Below are 26982 nucleotides of genomic sequence, written 5' to 3'. Positions count from 1 at the left end.
GAAGGTGTTTAATTTACAACAGATGTAACATAATTACTTCTTTTAGATGCCCACCATAGAGGAGAAGATGTTTTATCTCCATCTCTTAATTGTGCCACACCTTCAAGGTATTTAGCATTATTTATCAAAGATTCAGACTGAGGGTAAGTCATACGAGAAATGAAATTCTCAGGATTCTTGATATCTTTCGAGTTGCTAGGGTATGTTCCTGCTCCCGGATCGATATATTTAGGAATATCAAATGCCGGAAGATTTAATCTGCGTTTGTCATCCCAAGCCTGATACGCTTGATCGGGATAGTTTGCAATGTATTTTTGAGTTATGATTTTCTCAAGTTTAGTATTTCCGTTTCCTGTAGCATCATCGTAATTAGCTGAAGTACCCCAAGTATTCTTGGCTGCAGAAGCAAGATAGGCAGTTGCATCGGCGTCACTAATTCCCCAGTTTAGGAAAGATGCTTTTACTCCTTTTTCATACCAGTCTTTAGCTGTTCCTGATCCTGAAACAAAGCCTCTTTCAACCGCTTCAGCCATTAAGAAACATACTTCGGGATATAAGAATACATCCATTGGTCTGGAGTCACTGGTTAAGATCCACAATTGGCTCATGTATCCGAAATCAGTATTCATATTACTCACTTCGTTACTCATAAGTCCGGGAGCAATACCTTTCCACTCTTTGTTCTTGGAGCTGGGATCAAAATATTTAGCTCCACGAGGGTCTACTTTTGCGGGAGCAATAGCTCCGGTTGGCCCATGATAAGCCAGACCGCCAATACCTGTAAGTACTTTTTCCATGGATGTAACCATCACAGATTTGCCTCCCCATCCTATCTGATACATATAGTATGGGTATTGATTTCCCCAACCGGTAACGCTTCCGATTCTGGCATCTCCATTAAGCTCCATCAATCCTGCTGCATTGCTTACTGCGGCTTGGGCTTCAGTTTTACATAATGCAGGATCTATCTCAGATACTCTTAATGCTAAGCGTAAATGCAATGAGTTTGTAAACCTCTTCCATTTGTCTACTTGACCAAAGTATATATTATCCTCAGGGGTCATAAAGGCTTTTGACGCATCAAATAAGGCTACGGCTTCCTTTAATTCACTATAGAAGAATTTGTATTGATCAGCAAGAGGTTCATATGGTGCAAATTCTGCATCAGCAGTATTTTTCGGAAATGGCATCGGCCCAAAAAAATCAGTTGCTTGTGATTGGATGTATACTCTCCATACTTTAGCAAGAGCTGTAAAATTAGCAAGTTCTGGCTTGTCTTTTGTATCTTCAATCACAGTATTTAATAGGTACATCCATCTGAAGTGTGCTCCCCAATATGCTTCATTGTAAGAGTCAGCGGGAGTGTAATTACGTCTTCCGGGACCATTTTCCAGATAATGAGAGAAGACATCTACATTTATACTTTTGATACGTTGATGTAAATCTGCACCATCGAGTGTAGCTCCGGCTCTTAGGGCAGTTGCCAGATCTGATTTATAGTAATCTATTGTTCCGGGTACATTCGGATTGGTATTTATTGCGTCAAACCCGTTGTCACAAGATGTGGTTAGAAGGGTAAGACCAATAAGGCCGGATAATATTATATTTTTAGTTTTCATATTTTACGTTTTTAGTGTTAGAATGAAACATTTAGGTTAAATCCATAACTGCGGAGAGTTGGCATTGATCCAAATTCGATACCTTGAGCATTACTTGACGTAAATCCTGCTTCAGGGTCAAATCCTTTTGTTTTGCTGTAGATCATAAATAGGTTTCTTCCTACAAGGCTCAGTTTGATAGCTTGGAATGGAGTTTTGCTTAAAGCTTTTCTTGGTATAGTGTATCCAACGCTAAACTCTCTGAATCTGATGTTTGTGGCATCATAAATCCAAGGTTCTGAACCTGATCCCAATCTGCCCCAATATTCCTGAGCTGTGGTTTGAGTTGTATTTGCAGTATTGTCAGATTTTCTGCTTCCTTCAACTGTCATACCTTCTCTGCCGGCAAGAGTTCCTTCAAGAGTTCCTGCACCCATACCTCTGGCTATAGACCCCATGTATACATCACCTCCATATCTCATGTCTATTTGGAACATTACATCAAAGTTTTTGTATGTCAGGTAGTTTACAATACCACCCATCCAAAGAGGGCTGGAGTTTCCTAGCTTCTTCTTGTTGGTGTCGAAGATTGGAAGACCCGAATCGTCAATTAATATATCCCCGTTGTCATTACGTAGATATGGGATACCATAAATATCTCCATAAGAGCCGCCTTCTTTTGCTACTATTTCTACAAGACTTCTTGTTGAAACGTGGTTCAAGATTTGCTGTTCAACACCTGGATATAACTTAACAATTGTGTTTTTGTTTCTAGAGTAGTTAACATCCATACTCCATTGGAAGTCTTTTGTTTGAACAGGGGTTCCTGATAAAACAAGCTCTATACCTCTGTTTCGAACATTACCTGCATTAATATATTTATAAGTAAAGCCTGAAGAAGCCGGGATATTCATTTTAAGAATCTGGTCTTTAGCATCTTTATTGTAGAATGCAAAGTCTAGTCCCAAACGGTTGTTGAATGCTTTCAATTCAAGCCCTATTTCATAAGATTCAACCAATTCGTTTTTCAAATCATATAATCTCTTAGTTTCGTCAAAGCGACTAAAGAAATAAGATTCAGATTGGTTTGTTAATGTATTTGTTATGTTGGTTACGCTGATATTTCTTTCGTTCAATAATTGGTATGCATCAGCAGAGTTTCCTACCTGTGCCCAAGATACACGTAGTTTTGCAAAATTAATAGCAGAGTGATTAACATCCCACTTATCCAAAGATTCTGTAATCAACCAACTTGCTCCTACTGATGGATAGAAGAATGAACGATTGTCGGGATTAAGAGTTGAAGACCAGTCGTTACGTGCTGTTAAATCTAAATATAATGTATTGTCATATGAAAAAGACGCTGTTGCATATAAAGAATTAACTTGAGAGCGAGTTATTCTATCTTCTGTAGTTGCTCTTTTAGCATTATCCATTCTAAAGAAATCTGGAATAACTAGCCCGTTTGCGATAGTTCTTTCAGTATTTAGTCTTCTGTACATTATGTTTCCCCCTCCTGTCGCTACTAAACCGATTTTGTCTGATAAATCTCTGGTTGCAGTAATAAGGAAGTCAGAGTTGATTTCATAGAAAGACTCATTGGTTATTCTATAATCTCCCGATTTTTCCCAGAAAGGAGTATTGGTTGCTTGTCTGTTCTTGTATTGGGAAGCATAATAGTCCATACCATAACGTCCTTGAATGTTTAACCAGTCATTAAAATCATATTTCAATGATCCAAATCCAATCAAACGGTTTCTCTTATCACTATTTGTATTTTTGTACATTGACCAATATGGGTTTCTTATCATTGCTCCGTGGTTACTTACCCAGCTGGCTGGTAGGCCTGACAAATTTATACCACTACCATCGGTTGCAATTGTGTTTGGCGCAAAACCATAATTAGGATATAAAGATTGGTCTTTGTAGTCTGTTAAATGAACAGAGCGGGGTGTTAACAAGTAGTTATAGAAAATATTATCGGGGTCTCCTCCGATTTTAATTCTATTATCTGCTTGTTGGTTGATATAGGTCAGCTTCGCGTCAACAGAGAATTTGTCTGATAATTTGGCTGTTCCACGGATTGTTGCAGATGTCCTTCCAAAAGAACTATTTGGTACTACTCCTTTGTTAGATAAATTCATAACACCAACACGGAAAGTTCCTTTGTCGGTACTATTACTTATGTCAATGCTGTTCGTCCATGTAGTTCCGGTTTGCATGATGTCCTCAAGGTCGTTGCCGTAAGAAGCATATACAGCATCTCTGCCTATTACATCTTTTACCGTTTGTCCTGTCATTTTTTCTCCCCAGCTTGATGAGGCAGTCACGTCATATTTGCCGTTTAGTCCTTGTCCATATGTGTTTTGGTATTTAGGAAGTTGCATAGGGTTTTCAATAACAAAGTTGGTGTTGTATGAAATACCTAAGCCTTTTTTACCTGAACTTTTCTTGGTAGTGATCATGATTACGCCATTACCTGCGCGTGAACCATAAAGGGCTGCTGCTGCAGGTCCTTTAAGTACTGACATCGACTCAATGTCATCCGGAGCTATATCCGATAGACCTGATCCTTTGTCTATACCACCGTTGAATAAGTCATCTGTACCTCCCGAGAAGTTATCGATAGGCACACCATCGACTACTATTAGAGGCTGATTGTTTCCTCCGATAGAGTTATTGCCACGTAATACGATACGAGAAGAACCCGCAGGACCTGATCCGTTTTGCTTGATCTGCAATCCGGCTACTTTACCGGCTAATGCATTTGCAACGTTAGGATCTCTTGTTTCCATCAGTTGGTCTCCTTTGATTTCTTGTAGTGCATAACCCAGAGATTTTTTATCTCTCTTGATTCCTAATGCTGTAACTACAACTTCATCCAGAAGTTTTGTGTCTTCCGATACAACGATGTCTAGTTTAGTTTTTCCATTAACTTGTACTTCTTTAGGATTAAACCCTACATAAGTAACAACAAGTGTTGCATCCGATGGTACTGTCAGTTTATAGTCTCCATCTAATCCTGTCATTGAAGCATTAGTAGTTCCTTTTTGTACTACACTTGCTCCAATCAGAGTTTCGCCACTGCCATCTGTAACAATACCTGATACTGTTATGTTTCCTCCCGTTTGTGCTCTCATTGTCATTCCTGACAAGAGCATAATAAGTACCATCATAATGGGAGAAAGAAGCCTGAAGCCACTTCTTTTAGGTACTTCTGTTTGTTTGATGTGTTTACCGTTTTCCATAACGCCGCTTTTTAGTGAAAATATATAAATCAAAGATTATTTTAGTATTGTTTAAAATGTTGTTTTATAGTAATATAGTGGTTGTTTAATCCTTGGTATTATTGAGTTATTTAACTACTATTTAATTTCTTTGCAACAAATCTATGTACCTTATGATCTTTTACAAAAAAAGAATTGTTAATTAACATTCAGGCTCGAATTGAGTTTCGAATGTTAATATTTGTGATTTATTGTATTGTTCTAGAGTGCGTTAGGTTATTTTTAGATGCTTCGTTTGTGCCGTTTCTTCTGCTAGGTATGTTATTAAACATAGAAAATGAGGGACTTGTGAGGAATTATTAAGCAATTGTATAATTCATTTTTTTTATCAAATACAGTCCGATTGATGTATATTGATTCTACAATGAAAAAATGTATCTTTGTTTCTAATTTAAGAATTGTATATGCCTGCTAAAAAGAGTAAAAAGAAAAAAAAGAGTGAGAAAACGGCATCCAGTGTGCTTCGTTTTCTGCGTAGCGAAAGAGGACACTTCCTTATTGGGGTTTGTGTGATCTTTATTGCATTATTTATGCTTATTGGGATGATTTCTTTTTTCTTTACCGGTGCAGCCGATCAAAGTAAAGTTGCCAATAAATATTTTCTGGATCTGATAATCCATAAGCAAGATATAAGTAATTGGACTGGAGTAGGAGGGGCTTTTGTTGCAGAAGCTCTTATCAATAAATACTGTGGAGTATTCTCTATTGTGATACCGATTTTTATTGGATTGATAGGGGTTCGTTTAATTGGAATAAAAACAATTTCAATTCTTCGAGCATTTATTCTATGTTCCTTTATTTTAATTTGGGGATCGATTTTCAGTTCGTTTGTTTTGACTAAGATTTTTCCGAATAGTCATATAATTTGGGGTGGAAGCCATGGTTCGGTATTGGAGCAATTGCTCGAAACGGCTTTAGGAGGTATTGGTGTTACATTGATTATTATATTGTTACTTGTAGTATTTATTATAATAACGAAGCAAACCTCAGTCGGCTTTTTCAAAAACCTCTTTCCCGGTTCTAATGGGGAACCTAAATATGATGATACTGATGTCGATTTGGAAGAGGAGGAAGAGGATAATGAAATTATAGAAAAGAACTCAGTCTTGAGTAAAATATTTAATTGGTTTAGAAGAAAGAAAAAAGAAACAGACACTGATGAGGGTAATTTATTAAATGATAATCTGCTTCCTGTAAATAATGAACTACAGCCGGAGCCAGTTACTCAAGTGTATAATGAGCCAATTAGGACTAAGCCTGTAATTAATAAGCCTTCGCGGTCTATTGATGTAGAAGATGATTTTGAGGTGGTTATTCCACAGGAGGAAGCGTATCAAGAAAAAAGAAACCCATCTCCGACTCCATTGCAGTCTGCCATAAACCCGGAAGAACGGGAGCTTACGGCTTCGGATGTGGACGAGATGGAGGATTACGATCCAACAAAAGATCTATCTAATTTTCACTTTCCTTCTTCTGACTTATTAAAAGTTTATGACAATACAGGGAAAGGTGTTGATATGGCTGAGCAAAAAGCCAATAAGGATAAGATTATAAATACCCTTCGAAATTATGGTATCGAAATAACTTCGATAAAAGCAACGGTAGGTCCCACTATTACTCTTTATGAAATTGTACCGCAGGCGGGGGTTCGTATTTCTAAAATTCGAAATCTGGAAGATGATATTGCTCTTAGTTTATCAGCTTTGGGCATTCGTATTATTGCGCCTATGCCAGGTAAAGGTACGATTGGAATTGAGGTACCCAACAAAGATCCTCAGATTGTATCTATGCAATCGGTTATTGCTTCGAAGCGTTTTCAGGAATGTAATTACGATTTGCCCGTAGCTTTGGGTAAAACTATCACCAATGAAATTTTCATGTTTGACCTCTGTAAAATGCCTCACCTGTTAGTTGCAGGGGCAACGGGTCAAGGAAAATCTGTAGGATTAAATGCAATTATCACATCGCTTTTGTATAAAAAGCATCCGGCAGAAATGAAAATGGTATTGGTAGACCCTAAAATGGTTGAGTTTAATATTTACTCTACTATTGAGAAGCATTATCTGGCAAAGCTGCCTGATGCAGAGAAAGCTATTATTACAGATGTAAGTAAGGTAACTCAAACTTTGAATTCTCTGACAAAAGAGATGGATGATAGGTATGAGTTGTTGATGGCTGCTAGTGTTAGAACTATTAAAGAATATAACGAGAAGTTCAGAAAGCGTAGATTGAGTCCTGCAAAAGGGCATCGTTTTCTTCCCTATATCGTAGTTATTATAGATGAGTTTGGAGACTTGATAATGACCGCAGGTAAAGAAATTGAGATGCCTATTGCACGTATTGCCCAAAAGGCTCGTGCAGTGGGTATGCATATGATCATTGCTACTCAACGCCCTACAACCAATATTATAACTGGAACAATCAAAGCGAACTTCCCTGCACGTATGGCTTTCCGGGTAACATCTCAAATAGATTCCCGTACCATATTAGATATGTCGGGAGCAAATCAATTGATTGGTCGGGGAGATATGCTGTTCTCGCAAGGGAGTGATTTAGTGCGTATTCAATGTGCTTTTGTGGATACTCCCGAAGTGGAGGAAATAACACAATATATAGGAAAGCAGCAGGGGTATTCTCATGCGTTCGAGTTGCCCGAATTTGTGGGTGACGGAGGCGGTGATGATAAAGTTGGCTCTGTTGATTTGAGTGATAAAGATCCTTTGTTTGAAGAAGCTGCTCGCTTGATTGTTGTACATCAGCAGGGATCGACATCGCTTATTCAACGTAAATTTTCTATAGGGTATAATCGTGCGGGACGATTGATGGATCAACTGGAAGCGGCCGGAATTGTTGGTGGAACTCAGGGTAGCAAACCTCGTGAAGTCCTGATTATGGATGAGTATAGTCTCGAGCAAAAATTGAGTTCTATCTGATAGGTTATTAAAATATGAAAAGGCAGCTGATGGAAAATCTTAAATCGGGATATATAAGAGAGTCTTATTCGACTCAGACGAAACGTTATTGTCAGTTTTTGAAATTAAAATTAGACGGAGATAAAGTCGAGCAGTATAAGTATTGGCATGAAAGTCAAAATATATGGCCGGAAATTCCCGAGGGGATAAGAAAGTCCGGGATTTTAGATATGGAGATTTATCTGATTGGCAATATAGAGGTGATGATTGTTGAAACGCCGTTGGATTTTAATTGGGATGAGGCATTTGGTCGATTGGCATCTTATGACCGACAGGCTGAATGGGAGGAATTTATGTCGCAATTTCAAGATGTAGAGACTGGCGGTAGATCAGATGAGAAGTGGCAATTGATGGAGCGAATTTTTTCTTTAGAAGATTGCCTAAAGGTAAAATAAATGATAAATTTGAATGTCTGAAGCGAAAGTGGGTTTGCGGAACTACTTGTCGATTCTGCAAGGGGGAAATGATAGTTAGTTGTAGCTACACTTTTTAAACGTTCATTAAATATATTATTTCACTTAATATACGATTAAACTTTTCGTTTCAAGACTAGTCTAATTAAAGAAATATACAGATTATTATGAAAAAAAATATATCAATACTTGTTTTCCTTTTATGTGTTTTTGGTTTAAGTGCTCAAAATGCTAAAGATATATTAGATAAGGCAAATCTGGCTTATAATAAGGCGGGTGGTATTACTGCGTCTTTTACGGTTAACACTGAAGATGTAAAAGGAAAGACGGTCTATAGTCAAGATGGAAAAGCATACCTTAAAGGAAATAAGTTTAAGATAGATGTACCCGATGGAATTACATGGTTCGATGGTAAGACTCAATGGGTATACGCCAAAGGAAGTGATGAGGTGAATGTCAGTAACCCTACAGGAGAAGAGTTGGCAGGAGTTAGTCCGTCAGTTTTGCTTAGCTTATACAACGCCGGATTTAAGCTAAATTATAAAGGGGAAAAGAAGGAGAAGGCTAAGACTGTATATATTGTTGAGCTGATTCCTTTGGGTAAAAAGACAGAATTTTCAAAAATGATTGTTACCATAGATAAGGCAACCAATATATTTACTTCTGTGAGCACATACGGGAAAGACGGTGTGGATAATCATTTGATAATAAATAAGATTCAGACAGGGGTGAATTTGGCGGACAATATATTTATTTTTAATAAAAAAGAATATCCGGGAGTTGAGGTTATCGATCTGCGTTAACCTATAAAATGATATAGATTTAGCCTATGTTTCTATAGAAAATAAGAAATGATTAGTCTTTTGTTTGATAGTATTTATCTATATCTTTGTTTTTAATATTGAAATTATCAAATAAAAATATAACTGTTATGAGTGAAAGAGTACGTTGTCTTATTATAGGGTCGGGACCAGCAGGGTATACTGCTGCGATTTATGCTTCGAGAGCAAATCTCGCTCCTGTATTGTATGAGGGTATACAGCCCGGAGGTCAATTAACGACTACTACTGAAATTGAGAATTTTCCGGGATACCCTGAGGGTGTTACCGGAACTGAATTGATGGATGACTTAAAAAAGCAGGCATCTCGTTACGGAGCCGATATTCGTACAGGAATAGTCACTGCTGCTGATTTGAAATCAACACCTAAAAAAATTACTGTAGATGGTAAAACCGAAATTGAAGCAGATACGGTAATTATATCGACGGGAGCAACCGCAAAATATTTAGGTATACCCGATGAGGCTAAATATGCAGGAATGGGTGTTTCAGCCTGTGCTACCTGTGATGGATTCTTCTATCGCAAGAAAGTTGTAGGAGTAGTAGGTGGTGGAGATACTGCCTGTGAAGAGGCAATCTATTTGTCAGGATTAGCTAGTAAAGTGTATCTTATTGTCCGCAAACCTCAGCTTAGAGCATCTAAGGTGATGCAGGATCGGGTGATGAAAAATGAAAAGATTGAAATTTTGTTTAATACAAACACATTAGGTCTTTTTGGTGAGAATGGAGTTGAGGGAGCCCATCTGGTAAAGCATTTGGGTGAGGCCAATGAAGAAAAATTTGATATTAATATTGATGGTTTCTTCCTCGCAATTGGACATAAGCCTAATACTGATATTTTTGCCGGTCAATTAGATTTAGACGAAACAGGTTATATAAAAAGAATACCTGATAGTCCGAAAACTAATATTCCCGGAGTATTTGCTGCAGGTGATGTGGCAGACCCGGTTTATCGTCAGGCTGTTACGGCTGCAGGAACAGGCTGTCAGGCTGCAATAGAAGCTGAAAGGTATTTAGCAGATTAAAAGTATTATATATCGTTAAAAAGGGAGCTGACTTTAGTCAGCTCCCTTTTTTTGTCTTTATTTAAGGGTAAAAGATGTCAAAAGGTTCATTTTGTTATTTATATTATTTTTTTCTTTCATAATTACTTTTTTCTAATTGTATAATCTTTACTATTCTCTTTTCTTGAAATAATATTGGTTTTGATATTTTGTATGCTAAATATCGATGGTTAACATATTTTCTACAAAATATGTTGATGTTTTGTTTCCTTCAGATCTTCTTATATTTTAATTTGGTTATTTCATATGGTTTTCAATTTGTTGTATTTTGTTTTTATTTGATTTTTTATAGATGAAAATTATTTACAATTGATATTTAAAGTTGATATTTTGTGGATATATGTTTTGATATATAAAATATCTTAATACATTTGCGATATATTATTTAAAGTTGTTTTAGTTATAGTTTAAGTTTTTTTATCAAATTGAGTTTAATAAAAGAGGTATTTATGAGAAGATTAATGATGATTTTTGCTTGTATAGTGGCAAGCGTGGGGTTATCTCTAGCTCAAACTACGCGAGTGTCTGGTGTAGTCATAGATGACACTGGCGAAGCTGTAATAGGGGCTTCAGTGGTGGCTAAAGGAAGTATGGTTGGTACAGTTACCGATGTTGATGGTAAGTTCTCATTGAATATCCCATCTGATAGAAAAACATTAGTAGTGTCTTTGATCGGGATGAAAGCAAAAGAGGTTCCTGTTGGAACCGATTTGCGAATCACACTCGAAGATGATTCTAAAGTAATGGATGAAGTTGTCGTAACAGCAATGGGTATTTCCCGAGAGAAAAAAGCATTGGGATATGCTGTAGCTGATGTAAAAGCCGACGAATTGATTAAGTCTCGGGGTGGAGTAGCTAACCCTATTAATGGTTTGGCCGGAAAAGTTGCCGGTCTTCAAATAACCGGAGCTACAGGTAATATGGGAGGTTCTACAAAGGTATTACTTCGTGGTATCAAGTCTCTTTCTGGAAACAATCAGCCTTTGTTTGTAATAGACGGGGTTCCGATCGAAGGAACAGACTTTAATAGTACCGACACTCAGCGTGGTGCAGGAGGTTATGATTATGGTAACTTAATTCAGGATATAAACCCTGATGATGTAGCTAATATTTCGGTATTAAAAGGACCTAATGCTTCGGCTTTGTACGGATCTCGTGCTGCTAATGGTGTGATTATGATTACCACAAAAAAAGGCGAAAAAAACCAAGGTTTAGGTGTAACAGTCAATTCTTCTGTTGGATTTGAGGTTGTAAATAAACTACCTAAAATGCAAAAGCAATATGGTGGAGGTTATGAACTAACTCCTACTCTGATTAATGGAAAGACTTATTTAGTGCCTGATTATAGTATTGATGAAAGTTGGGGGCCTAAGTACGATCCTAGCATACAATATCTTTCGTGGTATGATGTGGCTAAATGGGAAGCCGGAGGTAAAGTCGGAGATCCAACAACATCGGCATGGGTGACTCCAAAGCATGATATTAAAGATTTTTTTGAAACAGGAATGTCTTTGACCAACAATATTAGCTTATCTCAATCGACAGATAAAACAAGCCTTCGGGTTTCGTATACCAATATGACATTGAGCGGATATATGCCTAACAGTAGTTTGGATAAAAATAGCTTCAATGTGGCCGGAAGTATTAATGCCAGTAAATACTACGAATTATTTACGAATGTAACTTATTTGAATCAGGCAGCCAAAGGACGTCCTGATACCGGTTATGGAGATAATAATGTAATGCAGAAATTTATCCAATGGGGACAACGTCAGTTGGATATGAAAGAACTGAAAGATCTTTACCGATTCCCTGATGGAACTCAAGCCGGATGGAATAGGGGGGGATGGGATGATCCGACACTACAATACTCTAATAACCCCTATTGGTCACGTTATATGAACTATCAGAATGATACGCGTGATCGTTTATATGGTAATGTCGGTATCAAAATAAATATACTACCTAACTTGAAAGCACAGTATAAAGCTAATCTAGACTTTTTTAGCGATAAACAATACGAGAGAAATGCAGTGTATTCTCAAGAGCTATCTTCCTATCAAGAGACTCACAGACAACAACATGAAATAAATCATGAGTTTTTACTGATGTACTCGAAAAGATTAAATGAAGATATGACTTTGGATGCTAATGCCGGAGGTAATATTATGTATCGCAAATATACCAGGCTGATCGGAAAAAGTGTTGGTGGGCTAGTATTGCCTGAGTTTTATAACTTGGATAATTCTAAAAGCCCTGCTACTTCTACTAACTTCTTAAGTCAGAAATCGATAAACAGTGTGTTTGCAAGCGCATCTTTTGGCTATAAAGGTTTTGCCTTTGTGGATGCTACTTTACGTAACGACTGGTCTTCGACTCTTCCTAAAGGTAACAACTCATATCTGTATCCTTCGGTTACAGGTAGCTTTCTATTCTCGGAATTGTTGAAAAAAGAGTGGTTGGATTTGGGTAAACTTCGTTTAGGTTGGGCTAAAGTAGGTAGCGATACAGATCCTTATAATGTATATGATGCGTATAGATTCTATACATCTTTTGATGGTTCTCACGCTTATACTTTACCGTATAAAAAGAATAGCATGGATCTTAAACCCGAATCTACATACTCTGTAGAATTTGGATTGGAGCTGAATATGTTTAAAAACCGTTTAGGAGTTGATTTTACATACTATAACTCTGAAACACAAGACCAGATCATTCCGTTATCATTGTCTGGAGCAACCGGTTATACATCGATGGTGGTCAATGGTGGTACTATTGTAAACAAAGGGTTTGAATTGATGTTAAAAGGTGTCCCGGTAAGAACACATGATTTTGAATGGACTGTGATCGGAACTCTTTCGGCTAACAGAAATAAGGTGAAAGAATTGTTAGGAAATAGCAAAGAAGGTTATTTCAAACTGGCTAGTGCTCCATTCAAAGTCGAAGTCGGTGCTCTTGTGGGAGATAGGTACGGAGTTATTATGGGAACCGATTATGTTTATGATGACAATGGAAATAAGATCATAAATGCAAATGGTACTTATGCTTCTACTGATGGTAATGTTCCATTGGGTAGTGTGTATCCAAAAGCTCTAGTTGGATTTTCAAATACTTTCTCTTATAAAGGTATTGACCTGAGTGTTTTGTTTGATGCTCAATTTGGAGGAAAATATTTCTCTACTTCCTATATGTTTGGTATGTATTCAGGTATGCTTGAAGGAACAGTGGGTAACAATGAACTTGGAAATCCAATACGTGATGCTGTTGAAGATGGAGGAGGAGTTTTGTTGGCAGGTGTACACGCTGATGGAACCCCTAATACGACTCGTCTGGAGGCCGAAGACTGGGCGGGAGCAATTAATAGCGGACCTGCTGCGCAAAGTGTATTTAAGAGCGACTTTATTAAACTGAGAGAAATAACTCTTGGATACAATATCCCTCTTCGGTCAACGAAGTATATTAAAACATTGAAGGTTTCTGCTTATGGACGTAACCTTGCCATGTTTGGATTGGACAACAAGAGCTTTGATCCCGAAATGGCAACAACAAGTTCCGGGAATATACAAGGTATTGAAGGAGGAGCTTTACCGTCAGTGGCAAACTTTGGTTTCAATGTCGGAATTCAATTCTAATTCCGCAAGTATTAATTATTTAAGATTTGAAGAAAGATATGAAAACAATTATAAAAGGTTTATTATTTGCGGCTTTAGTCTTTACGGTTAGTTCATGTAAAGATCTGGAAGAGTTGAATATTGATCCCAACCAACCCGCTACAGTTTCAACGGCTACGTTGATGACGGGAGCCGAAAAGAGTATGTTAGACTATATCTACGATAACTGGTTTAGTGGAAGGCAGGCTTTGTTGTATTCTCAGTATTGGGCACAACGCACCTACACCGAGGAAGATCGTTATCAGGTTCGTGAGAGTGTAAATAATAATTACTTTAATTATTTATATCGTGTAGCCGGTAACTTGGACAATATCGAAAAGTTAAATACCGATCCTGCAACAAAAACAGCGATGGCAACTTATGGAGATAACAATAATCAGATTGCTGCTGCTAAGATATTGAAAGTTTGGTTAATGCAGATTATGGCCGATACCTGGGGTTCTATTCCTTATAATGAGGCGTTTAAATTAGAGGAAGGCGTTCTGTATCCTAAGTACGATGATTTGAATACTTTGTATTATCAATTTATTACAGAATTGGATGAAGCAACAGCAATGATAAATGAAGATGCAGCAGTATTTACTGAGGGCGATTTGATTTATGATGGGGATGCCACTGCTTGGAAGAAGTTTGGAAATTCATTAAAATGTAAAATAGCTCTTCGTCTGTCAAAAGTTGACCCTAAGTGGAAAACATATATTGCAGAAGCAGTATCGGCGGGAGTTTTTACAAGCAATAGTGATAATGCAGTGTTTAACTATTCGACATCAGCTCCTAACCAATGTTACTTTTACAAAGGCTTTTTCGAAGATGGAAGAAATGACTTTTCGGTTGCCAAGCCATTTGTTGATTTGTTGAAAGGGCAAGCCGATACATTGAATTTGAAAACTCACCCATGGAAAGGGGTTGTTGACCCTCGTTTGCCTATCTATACATCAGCCCGTGGAGGAAAGTATATAGGATTACCTTATGGGTTAATGAGTTCGCAAATGACATCGGCTATCAGAAATGCAGCACCTAGTTTCTATGCTGATGAGCCTTTGGTTGTACAACCTAATTTTGCTATTTCTTTGCTGTCGTATTCCGAAATATGCTTTATTCTTTCCGAATACAAAGGTTTTTCAGTTCCCGAATATAAAGAAGGGGTTAAATCTTCATTACAATATTGGAATACGCTTTATACAAAGGTAATGGGTAAAACTGCTATAAATGATTCTATAATAAACGACTATACTCAAACAGTTAGTAAGGTTGTTAATGCAGAAACAGTGGCTACTCAAAAATATATTCATTTATATATGAATGGTACTGAGGCATGGTCTGAATACCGTCGTACAGGGTATCCTACGACTTTGTTGAAACCGGGCGAACATTCGTATGTTGTTGGAGGTACAGTTTTAGATTTCACGACATTATCGGAAACTAAAGGAGATATACCTGCCCGAGTGAAGTATCCAACGAATGAAAGTACTCTAAACCCGACCGGGTTTAAAGATGCTGTAGCTAAGCTTACTGATGGAAGTAATAATTACTACAGTAAGATGTTTTGGGATGTGAGAACCCCATCGGATCCGCATCCGGTAAACAAATAATTACTTGAACTAATCAATCAATTAGGGAGGATCGAGCCGTTGATGGTTCGATCCTTTTCTATTGATCCGAATATCTTCAACTATACTATTTTAGGTTAATATAGCATTTATCTAAAATATTTTTATCTATATTTGTTAGATTGTGGACGTGCGAACCGATGGATCGTGTTTAAATGGTATCTTCTCGAACCAGAACAATACAACAGGGTTATCTCTTGCCACATTATTTAATAGGTTTAAAAGACTTTGTTTTTCGGAATTACTTAATTATTTCCTTGCATGAAAGATTTTTTTAAAAATGTACTGGCTTCAATAGTGGGAGTACTTATTAGTAGCTTTATTATCGGTGCGATTGTAGCATTGTTATTCTTCGGCTTTATAGGAATATTATTAAGTAGTTCATCGGAGACGTTTGTCTTGAAAAATAATTCTGTTTTATCGATTCGCCTGACAGGGGTTATGAAAGACCGAGTTGTCTCCAATCCTTTATTGGAAATTTTTAATACGGGAGAGGCGAAGGAAATGGCTTTGACAGATATTTTGTCAGCAATAAAAAAAGCCAAAACAAATGATGACATAAAAGGTATATATATAAATTCGAGCTATTTTATGGCTTCGAGTGCTTCATTGACTGAGATCAGAAATCAATTATTGGATTTTAAGGAAAGTGGTAAATTTATTGTAGCTTATGCTGATGATTATACGCAAGGAGGCTATTTTCTGTCTACAGTTGCCGATAAGGTAATATTGAATCCGCAAGGTTCACTAAATTTGCAGGGACTTTCGGTCAGCCCTACTTTTTATAAAGGACTGCTTGATAAGATCGGGATCGAGATGCAAATATTTAAAGTCGGGACATACAAGTCCGCAGTAGAGCCTTTTATTTTAGATAAGATGAGCGCTGCCAATAAAGAGCAGGTAAGTTCTTATATAAATAATATTTGGTCAACCATTCTTGGTAATATTTCAGCATCCAGAGGTATTACAGTTGAACGACTTAATCAATTGACCGATACTCTTCCTACATTTCAGGAGGGTGAGTTTGATGTGAAGAATCATTTAGTAGATACTTTAATGTATGAATCCGAGGCCAGAGAGTATCTGAAAGGTTTATTGGGTATTGATAATTCAAAAAAATTAAACATAGCTACAGTCTCCGATATGGCTACAGTGCCAGACTCTCAAAAATCGAAATCATCTGATCAGATCGCTATATTGTATGCCGAAGGATCTATTGTTAGCGGAAGTAAACCGACGGATATTAATGATCGATATTTTATAAAAGAAATAGAGAAGTTACAAGACGATGATAAAATAAAGGCAGTTGTTTTTAGGGTAAATTCTCCCGGAGGAAGTGCCTATGCTTCGGAGCAAATATGGAAAGCTATCGAGGGGCTTAAAGCCAAGAAGCCGGTCGTTGTTTCGATGGGTGATTATGCGGCATCAGGAGGGTATTACATCTCATGTAATGCTTCTAAGATATTTGCACAGCCCACAACCCTTACAGGCTCAATAGGTATTTTCGGGATGTTTCCGAATGTTGAAGGATTGACAAATAAAGTGGGATTAAGTTTTGATAATGTGAAAACGAATAAGTTTTCGGATTATGGCGATATTACCCGTCCGATGAATGAACAGGAGAAAGCTATTCTTCAACAATATATAGAAAGAGGTTACAAGTTGTTTTTAAAACGTTGTTCCGAAGGACGGAATATTCCTTTAGATGCTTTAGGGAAAATAGCAGAAGGCAGAGTGTGGACTGGTAAACAGGCTTTAGAAATAGGCTTAGTTGATGCCCTTGGAGATATTGATGATGCTCTTAAAGAAGCCGCTGTTTTGGCAAACTTATCAGACTATTCTATTCGTGAATATCCTAAGCTGTCAAGCCCTTTTGAGGCGTTCTTCAATACTCAGACAGAAGATTTGGCAACTCGTGCCATGAAAGAATATCTCGGTACAGACTTCTACTTGCTGAAAACAATTAAAGATATAAAAGACCTCAAGGAGCAAGATTTTATACAGGCGCGGATGCCTTATGATTTGCAGCTGAAATAAAAAGCGATTGTATTAATGTCTCAAAATACCCTACATATAAAAAAGTGGTTACTGCCTCTGTCGTGGCTGTATGGCTTTGTCGTGTTTATTCGAAATAAAATGTTTGACTGGAAGATACTCAAACAGAAGAGTTATGATATACCCGTTATTTGTGTAGGTAACATAACTGTCGGAGGCACAGGTAAAACGCCACATACTGAATACTTGATAGAACTTTTGCAATCGGATTATCGTGTAGCGGTGCTTAGCAGGGGATATAAACGAAAAAGCAAAGGGTTTGTATTGGCCGGCAAAGATTCGACTGTAGATCAAATAGGAGATGAGCCTTATCAGATAAAAGGGAAATTTCCGGAAATAATTGTTGCCGTAGACAGCGAAAGGCAGCGAGGAATCGAGACTCTTCTGGCTCTGCCCGAAGATAAAAGGCCGAATGTTATTCTCTTGGATGATGCCTTTCAGCACCGATATGTAAAACCTTCGTTTACTATTCTGCTTACCGATTATAATCGGTTGATGACTAAAGATAAATTACTGCCCGCAGGACGTTTACGTGAGCCTGTACATTACGCAGAGAAAGCCAATGTGGTTATTGTGACGAAGTGTCCGGATGGTATTACCCCACTTGATTTAAGATTGTTGGCTAAAGAGATTCAGGTATATCCTTATCAGGATTTATTTTACACATCTTTTCGATATGGTTCGCTGACTCCTGTTTTTGCCGAAAATAAAGAAGAACTTTCTTTAAAGAAATTGCAGAATAAAGATGTCCTTATTGTAGCCGGCATAGCAAATCCTCGACCTTTTTTCAGAAAAGTAAAGCGGTATGTGAAGCAAGCCGAAACGATACAATACCCGGACCATTATCAGTTTACCTCTAAAGATATTTTAGATATAAAATCTCGTCTCGCCTCTATGGGAGACAAGGAGAAAGTAATTATTGTTACAGAAAAAGATGCAGCACGTTTGTTGTCTATGGATAATGTCGACGACGAAATCAAGTCAATTGTATATTATCTGCCTATTCGTGTGAGCTTTGTAAATGAAGAAGATAAAAAACTATTTAATAATAAAATCGTAGATCATGTTAGAGAAAATTCGTGAAACCGCCGATTATATCAAGAGCAAAGTCGGTCATATACCCCAATCAGCTATTATTCTTGGTACAGGTTTAGGTGAGCTAGCCAATGCTATTACCGATAAAAAAGAGATACCATATACTGAAATACCTAATTTTCCTGTGTCGACAGTAGAAGGCCATAGTGGAAAACTTATTTTCGGAAAATTAGGAGATAATGAGGTGATTGCTATGCAAGGTCGTTTTCATTATTACGAAGGATATACGATGAAAGAAGTAACGTTCCCTATACGTGTATTTCAAGCATTAGATATAAAATATCTTTTTGTTTCGAATGCAGCAGGAGGAATGAACGGAAGCTTCGATATAGCTGATATTATGCTTATTGATGACCATATCAACCTATTTCCCGAACATCCTTTACACGGAAAGAATTTCAACGAATTGGGAACTCGTTTCCCTGATATGAGCAATGCTTATGATAAAGATCTCCGCAGATTAGCAATGGATATTGCAAAGGAGAACAATATAAAACTACAGCACGGAGTGTATGTAGGTACTCAGGGACCTACATTTGAGACTCCCGCCGAATACAATTATTTCCGGATAATAGGTGGAGATGCTGTAGGTATGTCTACAGTTCCCGAAGTAATTGTGGCTAACCATGCAAAAATGAAAGTACTTGCATTCTCTATTATTACCGATCTGGGAGTGATAGGCAAAATTGTAGAGGTGACTCATGAAGAAGTGCAAGAAGCAGCTAAAATAGCTCAACCTAAAATGGCATTTATCATACAGGAAGTTATCAAAAGACTTAAATAAGGTTTCAGACCTTTTTGTCGCTTTGGTAAGTAGAACAGCCATAGCAAATTATAATCTGAAAAATAGATCATTAAATACATTTATTTACTAAATGCCACAACGTACAGAAATAGCATCATTGGGAGAGTTTGGTTTAATCAAGCATCTCACCGAAAATATAAAACTGATACATCCAAGCTCTGTTTTGGGAGTGGGGGATGATGCGGCAATTCTATCTTATTCGGATAATGCCAACCAAAAAGTATTGGTGACAACCGATCTTTTGCTCGAGGGAATACATTTCGATCTGATATACGTACCCTTGAAACACCTCGGTTACAAATCGGCTGTGGTGAATTTTTCTGACATCTATGCAATGAACGGACAACCTAAACAGATAACCGTATCATTAGGTGTCTCGAAACGTTTTTCTGTAGAAGACTTAGAGGATTTCTATGCAGGACTTCAACTTGCCTGTGAGCAATATGGGGTAGACATTGTGGGAGGTGATACCTCTGCTTCTCTTACGGGATTATGTATATCTATTACATGTATCGGTGAAGGTGTCGAAGGTCAGATTGTGACTCGAGACGGAGCGAAAGAAACTGATCTTATTTGTGTTTCGGGTGATCTGGGTGCTGCCTATATGGGGCTTCAGCTTCTCGAAAGGGAGAAAGCGGTTTTTGATGGTAAAAGCGATTTTACACCTGACTTTTCGGGTCGCGAATATTTGCTTGAAAGACAATTAAAACCCGAAGCCCGTAAAGATATTATAGAAGCTTTGGCGAAAGAAAATATTTTACCGACTTCAATGATGGATATATCCGATGGGTTGTCTTCGGAACTTATTCATATATGCAGACAAAGTAAAACAGGTTGCCGAATTTATGAAGAAAGGCTTCCTCTTGATTACCAGACCGCTGTAATGGCCGAAGAGTTTAACTTAAATGTAACCACTGTTGCACTTAATGGAGGTGAAGACTATGAACTTTTATTCACTGTACCTCTTCATCTGCACGATAAAGTATCTAAGATAAAAGGGTTACATGTAATAGGCCATATGACGAATGAATCTCTAGGGTTAGCTTTAGAAACGAGAGACAGTACAGAAATTGAGCTAAAGGCTCAAGGATGGAACTCATTAAGTGAAGAATAAAGCTTTCTTAAAGTCAAAATAAATAAAAAGGAACCAATCTGTACAGATTGGTTCCTTTTTATTAGGGGGTTATTGCTCGATTTATTGATTCTTAAATTGAGCTTTCTTCATGGCCCACGCTATTGCATTAGCCGTGAAAATAGAGTTGTAGATCGGATATCTGGTAAGCCTGCCATAATTAAGTTTCGATATAGGGAAGTTGCTTGCATTAAGATTGAATGGGCAAATTGTATTTGAAGCTGGAGCCATGTTTGAGCCGGAATTAAAGCCTCCATCGCCAACCCATACCAGATTTAGAGAATTATGTATAAATGCTGTTGCACTACCGGTTCCCGTTGTATTACCCGAAATATCCTGATCGGTACTGAGAATTGTTACTGTTCCTACCGGTAATCCGCTTACACGTACCGTTGTTGAAGCATCTTCGCCCCATTGTAAGCCTCTTATGTCACCAAAAGGCCCATTTAAGATTTCGTTGTTGGTAAATACAAACCGGTAAATAGCTCCGGCGGGACTGGCATAATTTGTAGTCATCGAGTTGTCGCTGAATACGGCTTGTATAAAGTTTCGGCTGACCAATGCATCTGTTCTGTCCTGAAAAGCCAATACAACCCCTCCGTTTGCCAAATATTGTGCTAAATAGTTTGATTGTGTTGTGTTTAAACTGATATTGTCATAACTAATTATTACAATATCTACGGGGGCAGCACCAAGTAACCATGTTTGCATACTAGCGTCTGAAGGATTTGTCGCTCCATTAATAATAGTAAATCCCTCCGATTTAACTGTGCTATTTGCCAAAGTTCCAAAATTTGTAGCAGTAGTTATAAGCCTGTTAGAGTAAGCCGTTCCACTAAAGTTGTAACCGAAACCATTCGGATCATTGCCTATAGTTAGTAATGTTTTCTTAGTGTAAGCAATTGTAACGGTTGCCGAACATGTAGCTACATTTGATTGACTATTGGATGTAATGGTCATGATCTTATTTGTCATAGAATTGGGTGTGCCCGTTCCATATAATGTTACAACCTGATTTGTTCCTCCAATTAAGATACCCGATCCGGAGAAGCTAATTCCATCGACCGTATTGGTCGTAATGATGTAGCTTGCTCCCGTAGCGGCTGGGTCTACAGCTAGGGTCATCGTGATGGTATTTGTTCCATCAAGGGGAGTATTGATTTTGTATACACCATTAACAACAGTGGCTCCACAAGTCATAGTGTATAATGGCTTTATACTGGAATCCTCGATAGGGATAAAAACCGAGCATCCCGATATTACGTCATTTAAGGATATTTTCACTTCATTACCAGGATTTCCTGTTAAAGTCGGAGTCGTCGGGGTGCCTGCTGCCGGAACAATGATGTTGTAATTTCCTGTAGCCAGAAATTCTCCGGAAGTTGTGAAGTAATAGCCATTGGCAGGGTCAGGCATAGCTGTAATGGTATAAGTTCCCGCTTTAGTAACTGTTACAGGTACTGTAATGTAGTTGGCAGGCGTAAGTGCGGTTGCGGAAAGATATTGCCCGGATACGCTTACTGAGTTACAGTTTGTAATTTCAAAATTAGCCTTTCCTATTTTCCCGCAAATACTTTTCCATTCCAGATCTATTTTGTGCCAGTAATTAAAACAGTCTTCATCAGTGTTAAATATGAGCAGACTTTGCTGATTGAGAGTGCTTGGCTGGATGGCATCTCTTTGTGCCTCGGTCATTCGGGGAATAAGTATTCCCTTGTCGCTGCTTACGATCTCCAATATAGATTTTACATCGGGATCTTCTGTATTGATTCCAACCTGAGTGTATCCCGATATGCAGAATGATGCTGCTATCAGAAGCAAAAATAGGCGTTTAATCGCTGCCATAATCCAGTAGTTATTGTTTTGTTTTCCGTGTTATATTAACGGTATTGTTACAAATATACATGTTTTTTAATATTTAAAATGAATTCTTTTATTTTTATGACCGAATTAACAGTTGATTTTATGCTAGTTACGCTGAATCTGTTTTCTATAGATAGTTCTCGTATTTTAAATAAATGAAATAAAATATTAATAAAGTATAATGGAACACCTCAGAGTAATAGATCGGTTATGTTTTTACAGAAAAAAAGAGCTAACTCAATTATGAGTTAGCTCCTTTTTTCTGTTTTTAATATAATTTCTTATTGTCCTTTAAACTGAGCTGTTTTTATAGCCCATGCTAATGCGTTAGCTGTGAATATTGAATTATAAACTGTATATCTTGTACTTCTCCCATAATTGGTTTTAGCAATAGGGAACTTATTTGCATCAATATTAAATGGGCAGATCGTATTTGATGTAGGGGCATTATTTGCAGCAGAATTAAAGCCACCATCAGCAACAAAAATGAAATTCAACGAATTATGCTTAAATGCTGTGATACCACCTGTTCCGGCATTGCCTGCCGAAATATCCTGATCATTAGAGTATACAGTTATCGAGCTGGTCGGAATATTATACATAGCTCTGGTCTGAGATGCATCTTCTCCCCATTGTAATCCTCTGATATCTCCAAATGGCCCGTTTAAGATTTCGTCATTAAGAATCGGATATCTGTATACTGCTCCGGCAGCATTAACAAGAGTTCCTGATATAGAGGTATTGGCGAACAAGCGTTGAAGTATTCTTGTACCTCCGGCTTCTTCCATGAAGGCAATAATAATTCCTCCTTTAGCAAGATAATCAACAAGTAGGTCAGCCATGGCTACAGTTGGGTCCCACCAAACTCCCATAATGATAAAGTCAGGATTTTGATTCAAAGCCGTTTGTAATTGAGCCAAACTTGGAGAAAAGTCTCCCGGGCTTATAAAATCAAAACCTTCTGCTTTGATCAAGCTATTTTCCTGTATTCCAAAATTGGCTTGAGCAGTCATCATCTGATTAGAATATGCTGTTCCACTAAAGTTATATCCATAGCTATTGGCATAAGTACCAATACTTAAAACTTTCTTTTTAGTATATGCTATTGTAACAGTTGCCGAACATGTTGTTACATCAGACTTACTATTGGATGTAATCGTAAATCTTTTGGGATCCATAGATGTTGGTGTTCCCGTTCCATACAATGTTACTACTTGATTTGTTCCTCCAATTAAGATACCCGATCCGGAGAAACTTATGCCATCTACTTTATTGGTAGTGATGATATAACTGGCACCGTTGGCTGCCGCGTCCACAGTTAAAGTCATTGTAATAGTATTCGAACCGGTCAACGGTGTGTTAATTTTATACACTCCGTTTACTTTTGTTGCACTACAATTCATAGTGTATAGAGGCTTTATACTGGAGTCCTCAATGGGAATAAAAACCGAACATCCTGATAAGACGTCATTTAATGATATTTTTACTTCATTACCTTTTGCTCCTGTTGCAGTTGGAGTTGTTGGGGTTCCTGCTCCCGGTACAATAATATTGTAGTTCCCGGTTGCTAAAAATTCTCCGGAGGTAGTAAAGTAATATCCATTTGCAGGATCAGGCATAGCTGTGATTGTATAAGTACCTACTTTGGTAACTTTTACGGGTACAGTAATGTAATTGGCTGGAGTTAATGCCGTGGCAGACAGATATTGCCCTGATACGGTCACAGCATTACAATCTGTAATCTCGAATTCAGCTTTTCCAATTTTACCACAAAGGCTTTTCCATTCTTTTTCAATTTTGTGCCAATAGTTAAAACAGTCCTCGTCTGTATTAAAAATTAGTAAGCTTTGCTGATTAGCAGTAGTAGGCTTGATGAGGTCTCTTTGAGCTTCCGTCATTCGGGGTACTAACATTCCCTTTTCGGAGCTAACTATTTCTAAAATAGCTTTTTCGTCGGGAGCTTCTGTATTTATACCTACTTGTGCATATGCAGATGCAAAATAAATGGAGGAAAAGATAAAAACAAGTAATACCTTAATAGTCATTTTCATAAATAGCGTACTTAATCCTTTAGTTGTCTTTTATTTGTTGTTGTCTACGCGACATCGGATACAAAGGTAGTCTCTTTTATTGTATCTTAATGCGTATTTTATACACACCATAGATATTTAACAATTGTGAAATTTAAAAAAGTATATAATTTGCTATAAATAAGCTGATTGTTTGTATGTGTGTTTGGTTTTTAACGAGTGTTAAATATTGCTTACGAGGTCGCAACCTTAAGAGTTAATAGGTGTTTTGGTTTTTATTGTAGCTTTGTTGTCGTTTTTTTATAAAAGCTTTATTTAGGTAAAATATAGTCGTACAATTATAGCTTCATTCAGTGTGACTTTAAAATATGAATTGCTCCATTGACTTTTATAATAAAAATAAGCCGGAGTGTCAAATTTTGGCACTCCGGCTTATTTTTATCTTCCTACATAATTAGAGTAAATTATCCGATTTTACTACCCGGAGTAATTGCAGCTGATGGTTGAATTAGCGATAAACTACCGTCGCTATTCTCGGCAGAAAGTAGCATACCGCAAGATTCTATACCGCGAAGTTTTCGTGGTTCAAGATTCGCAATAAAACAGACTTGCTTGCCTACTAAGTCTTCAGGTTTATACCATTGTGCAATTCCTGATATAATTGTACGCTTAGAGATACCGTCGTCAATAAGGAATTGTAATAACTTATCAGCTTTAGGTACCTTTATACATTCTAAAACTGTCCCTACACGAATATCTACTTTTTCAAAATCAGGAAACTGAATAGATGGTTTTATTGGAGCTGCTTTGTATTCGGAAGCTTCATTCGCTTTCTTAGTGTCCTGAAGTTTTTGTATCTGTTGTTCAACAGTTTCGTCTTCGATCTTCGCAAAAAGTAAATCGGGTTGGTTTAATACATGTCCTACCGAAAGAATATCAGTACGCCCCAATTGATTCCATTCTAAATGCTCAATATTAAGGAATTCTTTTATCTTCTGAGCACTGAAAGGAAGAAACGGTTCAAAGGCAATAGCCAGATTAGCCGTAATTTGCAAAGCTATATTAAGAATAGTTTCAGTACGTGGCATATCTGTTTTTGCCGTTTTCCAAGGTTCGGTATCTGCCAGATATTTATTCCCTATACGTGCCAGATTCATAGCCTCTTTCAAGGCATCACGGAATCTGTAATTGTCAAGATATTTTTCAACGTTTTGCTTAACGTCTGCAAATTCGGCAAGAGTCTCTTTGTCATAGTCGGTCAGTTCATGAATTGCAGGAACTTTTCCGTCAAAATATTTTTGAGTAAGAACTAGTGCTCTATTTATAAAGTTACCCAATATAGCAACTAATTCATTGTTATTACGGGCTTGAAAATCTTTCCAGGTGAAGTCGTTATCTTTAGTCTCGGGAGCATTTGCTGTTAAAACATAACGCAGAATGTCTTGTTGACCGGGAAATTCCTCTAAATATTCATGCAACCATACTGCCCAATTGCGTGAAGTAGATATCTTATCTCCTTCGAGATTTAGGAATTCATTAGCAGGAACATTTTCAGGAAGAATGTATGACCCGTCGGCTTTTAACATGGCCGGAAATACAATACAATGGAAAACGATATTGTCTTTTCCTATGAAATGTACGAGTTTAGTATCTTCTGATTTCCACCATTTTTCCCAACTATCAGGTAATAGTTCTTTTGTATTCGAAATATATCCGATGGGTGCATCAAACCATACATATAGTACTTTGCCTTCTGCTCCTTCGAGTGGAATGGGCACGCCCCAATCTAAGTCACGGCTTACGGCACGAGGTTGTAATCCCATGTCTAACCACGATTTACACTGACCATAAACATTCGATTTCCATTCTTTATGGTCTTCGAGAATCCATTGCTTTAGCCATGCTTCATGTTTGTCAAGAGGCAGATACCAATGTTTCGTTTCTTTAAGTATCGGAGTTTTTCCTGTGATGGTCGATTTCGGATTCTTTAAGTCGTTCGGGCTTAAGGATGTTCCGCATGATTCGCATTGGTCTCCGTAGGCATTCGGATTTCCACAATGCGGACATTCTCCCATAATATATCTGTCGGCTAAAAACATTTTAGCTTCGGGATCATAGTATTGTTCGCTCGTTTTTTCTTCGAATTCTCCTTTATTATATAGTTTCAAGAAAAAATCGGAGGCTGTTTCTTTATGTATCTCGGAGCTGGTACGAGAATATATATCGAAGGTAATACCAAATTCAGCGAATGATTTTTTGATAATACCATGATATTTATCTACTATATCCTGAGGTGTTACACCTTCTTTCTTGGCACGTATGGTGATAGGAACACCATGTTCGTCTGAACCTCCAACATGTATAACTTCTTCACCTTTGAGACGTAAGTATCTGACATATATATCAGCTGGAATATATACTCCTGCCAAGTGACCAATATGTACGGGCCCGTTTGCATAGGGAAGGGCAGAAGTGACTAATGTTCGGTTATACTTTTTATTCATAGAATAGTAGTAGTTATTATAAATACAATGGATGCTTTTTCTTT

The 26982-nt window shown here is 37.5% G+C and carries 15 protein-coding genes; 10 read left to right on the top strand and 5 right to left on the bottom strand.

The window, feature by feature from the left end:
• Nucleotides 1-8: 8 nt before the first annotated feature.
• Both G7051_RS05860 and G7051_RS05855 read right to left on the bottom strand, forming a co-directional pair.
• Nucleotides 9-1619, bottom strand: a complete 1611-nt coding sequence (locus tag G7051_RS05860; protein ID WP_166199015.1) for a SusD/RagB family nutrient-binding outer membrane lipoprotein — start codon at nucleotides 1617-1619, stop codon at nucleotides 9-11.
• 17 nt (nucleotides 1620-1636) lie between these two features.
• The gene (locus G7051_RS05855) at nucleotides 1637-4846 is read right to left on the bottom strand and encodes a SusC/RagA family TonB-linked outer membrane protein (protein WP_166199014.1); all 3210 of its coding nucleotides are present in this window, start codon (nucleotides 4844-4846) and stop codon (nucleotides 1637-1639) included.
• Nucleotides 4847-5289: 443 nt separating this feature from the next.
• Between G7051_RS05855 and G7051_RS05850 the strand changes: the two genes are divergently transcribed.
• The 10 genes from G7051_RS05850 (at nucleotide 5290) to thiL (ending at nucleotide 20523) form a co-directional block, all read left to right on the top strand.
• Nucleotides 5290-7818: a DNA translocase FtsK gene (locus tag G7051_RS05850; protein ID WP_166199013.1), complete on the top strand. Its 2529-nt coding sequence runs from the start codon at nucleotides 5290-5292 to the stop codon at nucleotides 7816-7818.
• Nucleotides 7819-7847: 29 nt separating this feature from the next.
• Complete coding sequence (locus G7051_RS05845; RefSeq protein WP_166202693.1) at nucleotides 7848-8252, top strand: L-rhamnose mutarotase; 405 nt, start codon at nucleotides 7848-7850, stop codon at nucleotides 8250-8252.
• A gap of 185 nt (nucleotides 8253-8437) precedes the next feature.
• Complete coding sequence (locus G7051_RS05840) at nucleotides 8438-9073, top strand: LolA-like putative outer membrane lipoprotein chaperone (protein ID WP_166199012.1); 636 nt, start codon at nucleotides 8438-8440, stop codon at nucleotides 9071-9073.
• A gap of 128 nt (nucleotides 9074-9201) precedes the next feature.
• Nucleotides 9202-10134 (top strand): thioredoxin-disulfide reductase, encoded by a 933-nt coding sequence (gene trxB, locus G7051_RS05835; RefSeq protein WP_166112374.1) that lies wholly within the window; start codon nucleotides 9202-9204, stop codon nucleotides 10132-10134.
• A gap of 488 nt (nucleotides 10135-10622) precedes the next feature.
• Nucleotides 10623-13805, top strand: a complete 3183-nt coding sequence (locus G7051_RS05830; RefSeq protein WP_255493333.1) for a SusC/RagA family TonB-linked outer membrane protein — start codon at nucleotides 10623-10625, stop codon at nucleotides 13803-13805.
• 38 nt (nucleotides 13806-13843) lie between these two features.
• Entirely contained in the window at nucleotides 13844-15436 is a 1593-nt protein-coding gene (locus G7051_RS05825) for a SusD/RagB family nutrient-binding outer membrane lipoprotein (RefSeq protein WP_166199011.1), read from the top strand.
• 279 nt (nucleotides 15437-15715) lie between these two features.
• Nucleotides 15716-17491, top strand: a complete 1776-nt coding sequence (sppA, locus tag G7051_RS05820) for a signal peptide peptidase SppA (protein ID WP_166199010.1) — start codon at nucleotides 15716-15718, stop codon at nucleotides 17489-17491.
• Nucleotides 17492-17506: 15 nt separating this feature from the next.
• The gene (gene lpxK / locus G7051_RS05815; protein WP_166199009.1) at nucleotides 17507-18592 is read left to right on the top strand and encodes a tetraacyldisaccharide 4'-kinase; all 1086 of its coding nucleotides are present in this window, start codon (nucleotides 17507-17509) and stop codon (nucleotides 18590-18592) included.
• Nucleotides 18573-19388, top strand: coding sequence for a purine-nucleoside phosphorylase (locus G7051_RS05810; RefSeq protein ID WP_166112359.1), 816 nt, complete (start codon nucleotides 18573-18575; stop codon nucleotides 19386-19388). The genes lpxK and G7051_RS05810 overlap by 20 nt, the downstream gene beginning before the upstream one ends.
• A 91-nt stretch (nucleotides 19389-19479) precedes the next feature.
• Nucleotides 19480-20523 (top strand): thiamine-phosphate kinase, encoded by a 1044-nt coding sequence (thiL, locus tag G7051_RS05805; protein ID WP_166199008.1) that lies wholly within the window; start codon nucleotides 19480-19482, stop codon nucleotides 20521-20523.
• An 81-nt stretch (nucleotides 20524-20604) separates the two neighbouring features.
• Here the strand turns inward: thiL and G7051_RS05800 are convergent, their stop codons facing one another.
• The 3 genes from G7051_RS05800 to metG all read right to left on the bottom strand — a co-directional run bounded on the left by G7051_RS05800 (nucleotide 20605) and on the right by metG (nucleotide 26938).
• The gene (locus tag G7051_RS05800; RefSeq protein ID WP_166199007.1) at nucleotides 20605-22386 is read right to left on the bottom strand and encodes a hypothetical protein; all 1782 of its coding nucleotides are present in this window, start codon (nucleotides 22384-22386) and stop codon (nucleotides 20605-20607) included.
• Between the two features lie 299 nt (nucleotides 22387-22685).
• A complete protein-coding gene (locus G7051_RS05795; protein WP_166199006.1) occupies nucleotides 22686-24455 on the bottom strand; it encodes a hypothetical protein in 1770 nt (589 codons plus the stop codon).
• A gap of 443 nt (nucleotides 24456-24898) precedes the next feature.
• Nucleotides 24899-26938, bottom strand: coding sequence for a methionine--tRNA ligase (gene metG, locus G7051_RS05790; RefSeq protein ID WP_166199005.1), 2040 nt, complete (start codon nucleotides 26936-26938; stop codon nucleotides 24899-24901).
• Between the last annotated feature and the right edge of the window lie 44 nt (nucleotides 26939-26982).

Origin of the sequence: Dysgonomonas sp. HDW5B (genome assembly GCF_011299335.1) — a bacterium.
Lineage (GTDB): Bacteria > Bacteroidota > Bacteroidia > Bacteroidales > Dysgonomonadaceae > Dysgonomonas_A.
The sequence above is the reverse complement of the archived record's forward strand: the minus strand, read 5'-3'. Positions and strand labels throughout refer to the sequence as shown.

Excerpts from the sequence above, each read along its gene's own strand:
- G7051_RS05860 (WP_166199015.1), bottom strand. The coding sequence starts at position 1,619 with ATGAAAACTAAAAATATAATATTATCCGGCCTTATTGGTCTTACCCTT.
- G7051_RS05855 (WP_166199014.1), bottom strand. The coding sequence starts at position 4,846 with ATGGAAAACGGTAAACACATCAAACAAACAGAAGTACCTAAAAGAAGT.
- G7051_RS05850 (WP_166199013.1), top strand. The coding sequence starts at position 5,290 with ATGCCTGCTAAAAAGAGTAAAAAGAAAAAAAAGAGTGAGAAAACGGCA.
- G7051_RS05845 (WP_166202693.1), top strand. The coding sequence starts at position 7,848 with ATGGAAAATCTTAAATCGGGATATATAAGAGAGTCTTATTCGACTCAG.
- G7051_RS05840 (WP_166199012.1), top strand. The coding sequence starts at position 8,438 with ATGAAAAAAAATATATCAATACTTGTTTTCCTTTTATGTGTTTTTGGT.
- trxB (WP_166112374.1), top strand. The coding sequence starts at position 9,202 with ATGAGTGAAAGAGTACGTTGTCTTATTATAGGGTCGGGACCAGCAGGG.
- G7051_RS05830 (WP_255493333.1), top strand. The coding sequence starts at position 10,623 with ATGAGAAGATTAATGATGATTTTTGCTTGTATAGTGGCAAGCGTGGGG.
- G7051_RS05825 (WP_166199011.1), top strand. The coding sequence starts at position 13,844 with ATGAAAACAATTATAAAAGGTTTATTATTTGCGGCTTTAGTCTTTACG.
- sppA (WP_166199010.1), top strand. The coding sequence starts at position 15,716 with ATGAAAGATTTTTTTAAAAATGTACTGGCTTCAATAGTGGGAGTACTT.
- lpxK (WP_166199009.1), top strand. The coding sequence starts at position 17,507 with ATGTCTCAAAATACCCTACATATAAAAAAGTGGTTACTGCCTCTGTCG.
- G7051_RS05810 (WP_166112359.1), top strand. The coding sequence starts at position 18,573 with ATGTTAGAGAAAATTCGTGAAACCGCCGATTATATCAAGAGCAAAGTC.
- thiL (WP_166199008.1), top strand. The coding sequence starts at position 19,480 with ATGCCACAACGTACAGAAATAGCATCATTGGGAGAGTTTGGTTTAATC.
- G7051_RS05800 (WP_166199007.1), bottom strand. The coding sequence starts at position 22,386 with ATGGCAGCGATTAAACGCCTATTTTTGCTTCTGATAGCAGCATCATTC.
- G7051_RS05795 (WP_166199006.1), bottom strand. The coding sequence starts at position 24,455 with ATGAAAATGACTATTAAGGTATTACTTGTTTTTATCTTTTCCTCCATT.
- metG (WP_166199005.1), bottom strand. The coding sequence starts at position 26,938 with ATGAATAAAAAGTATAACCGAACATTAGTCACTTCTGCCCTTCCCTAT.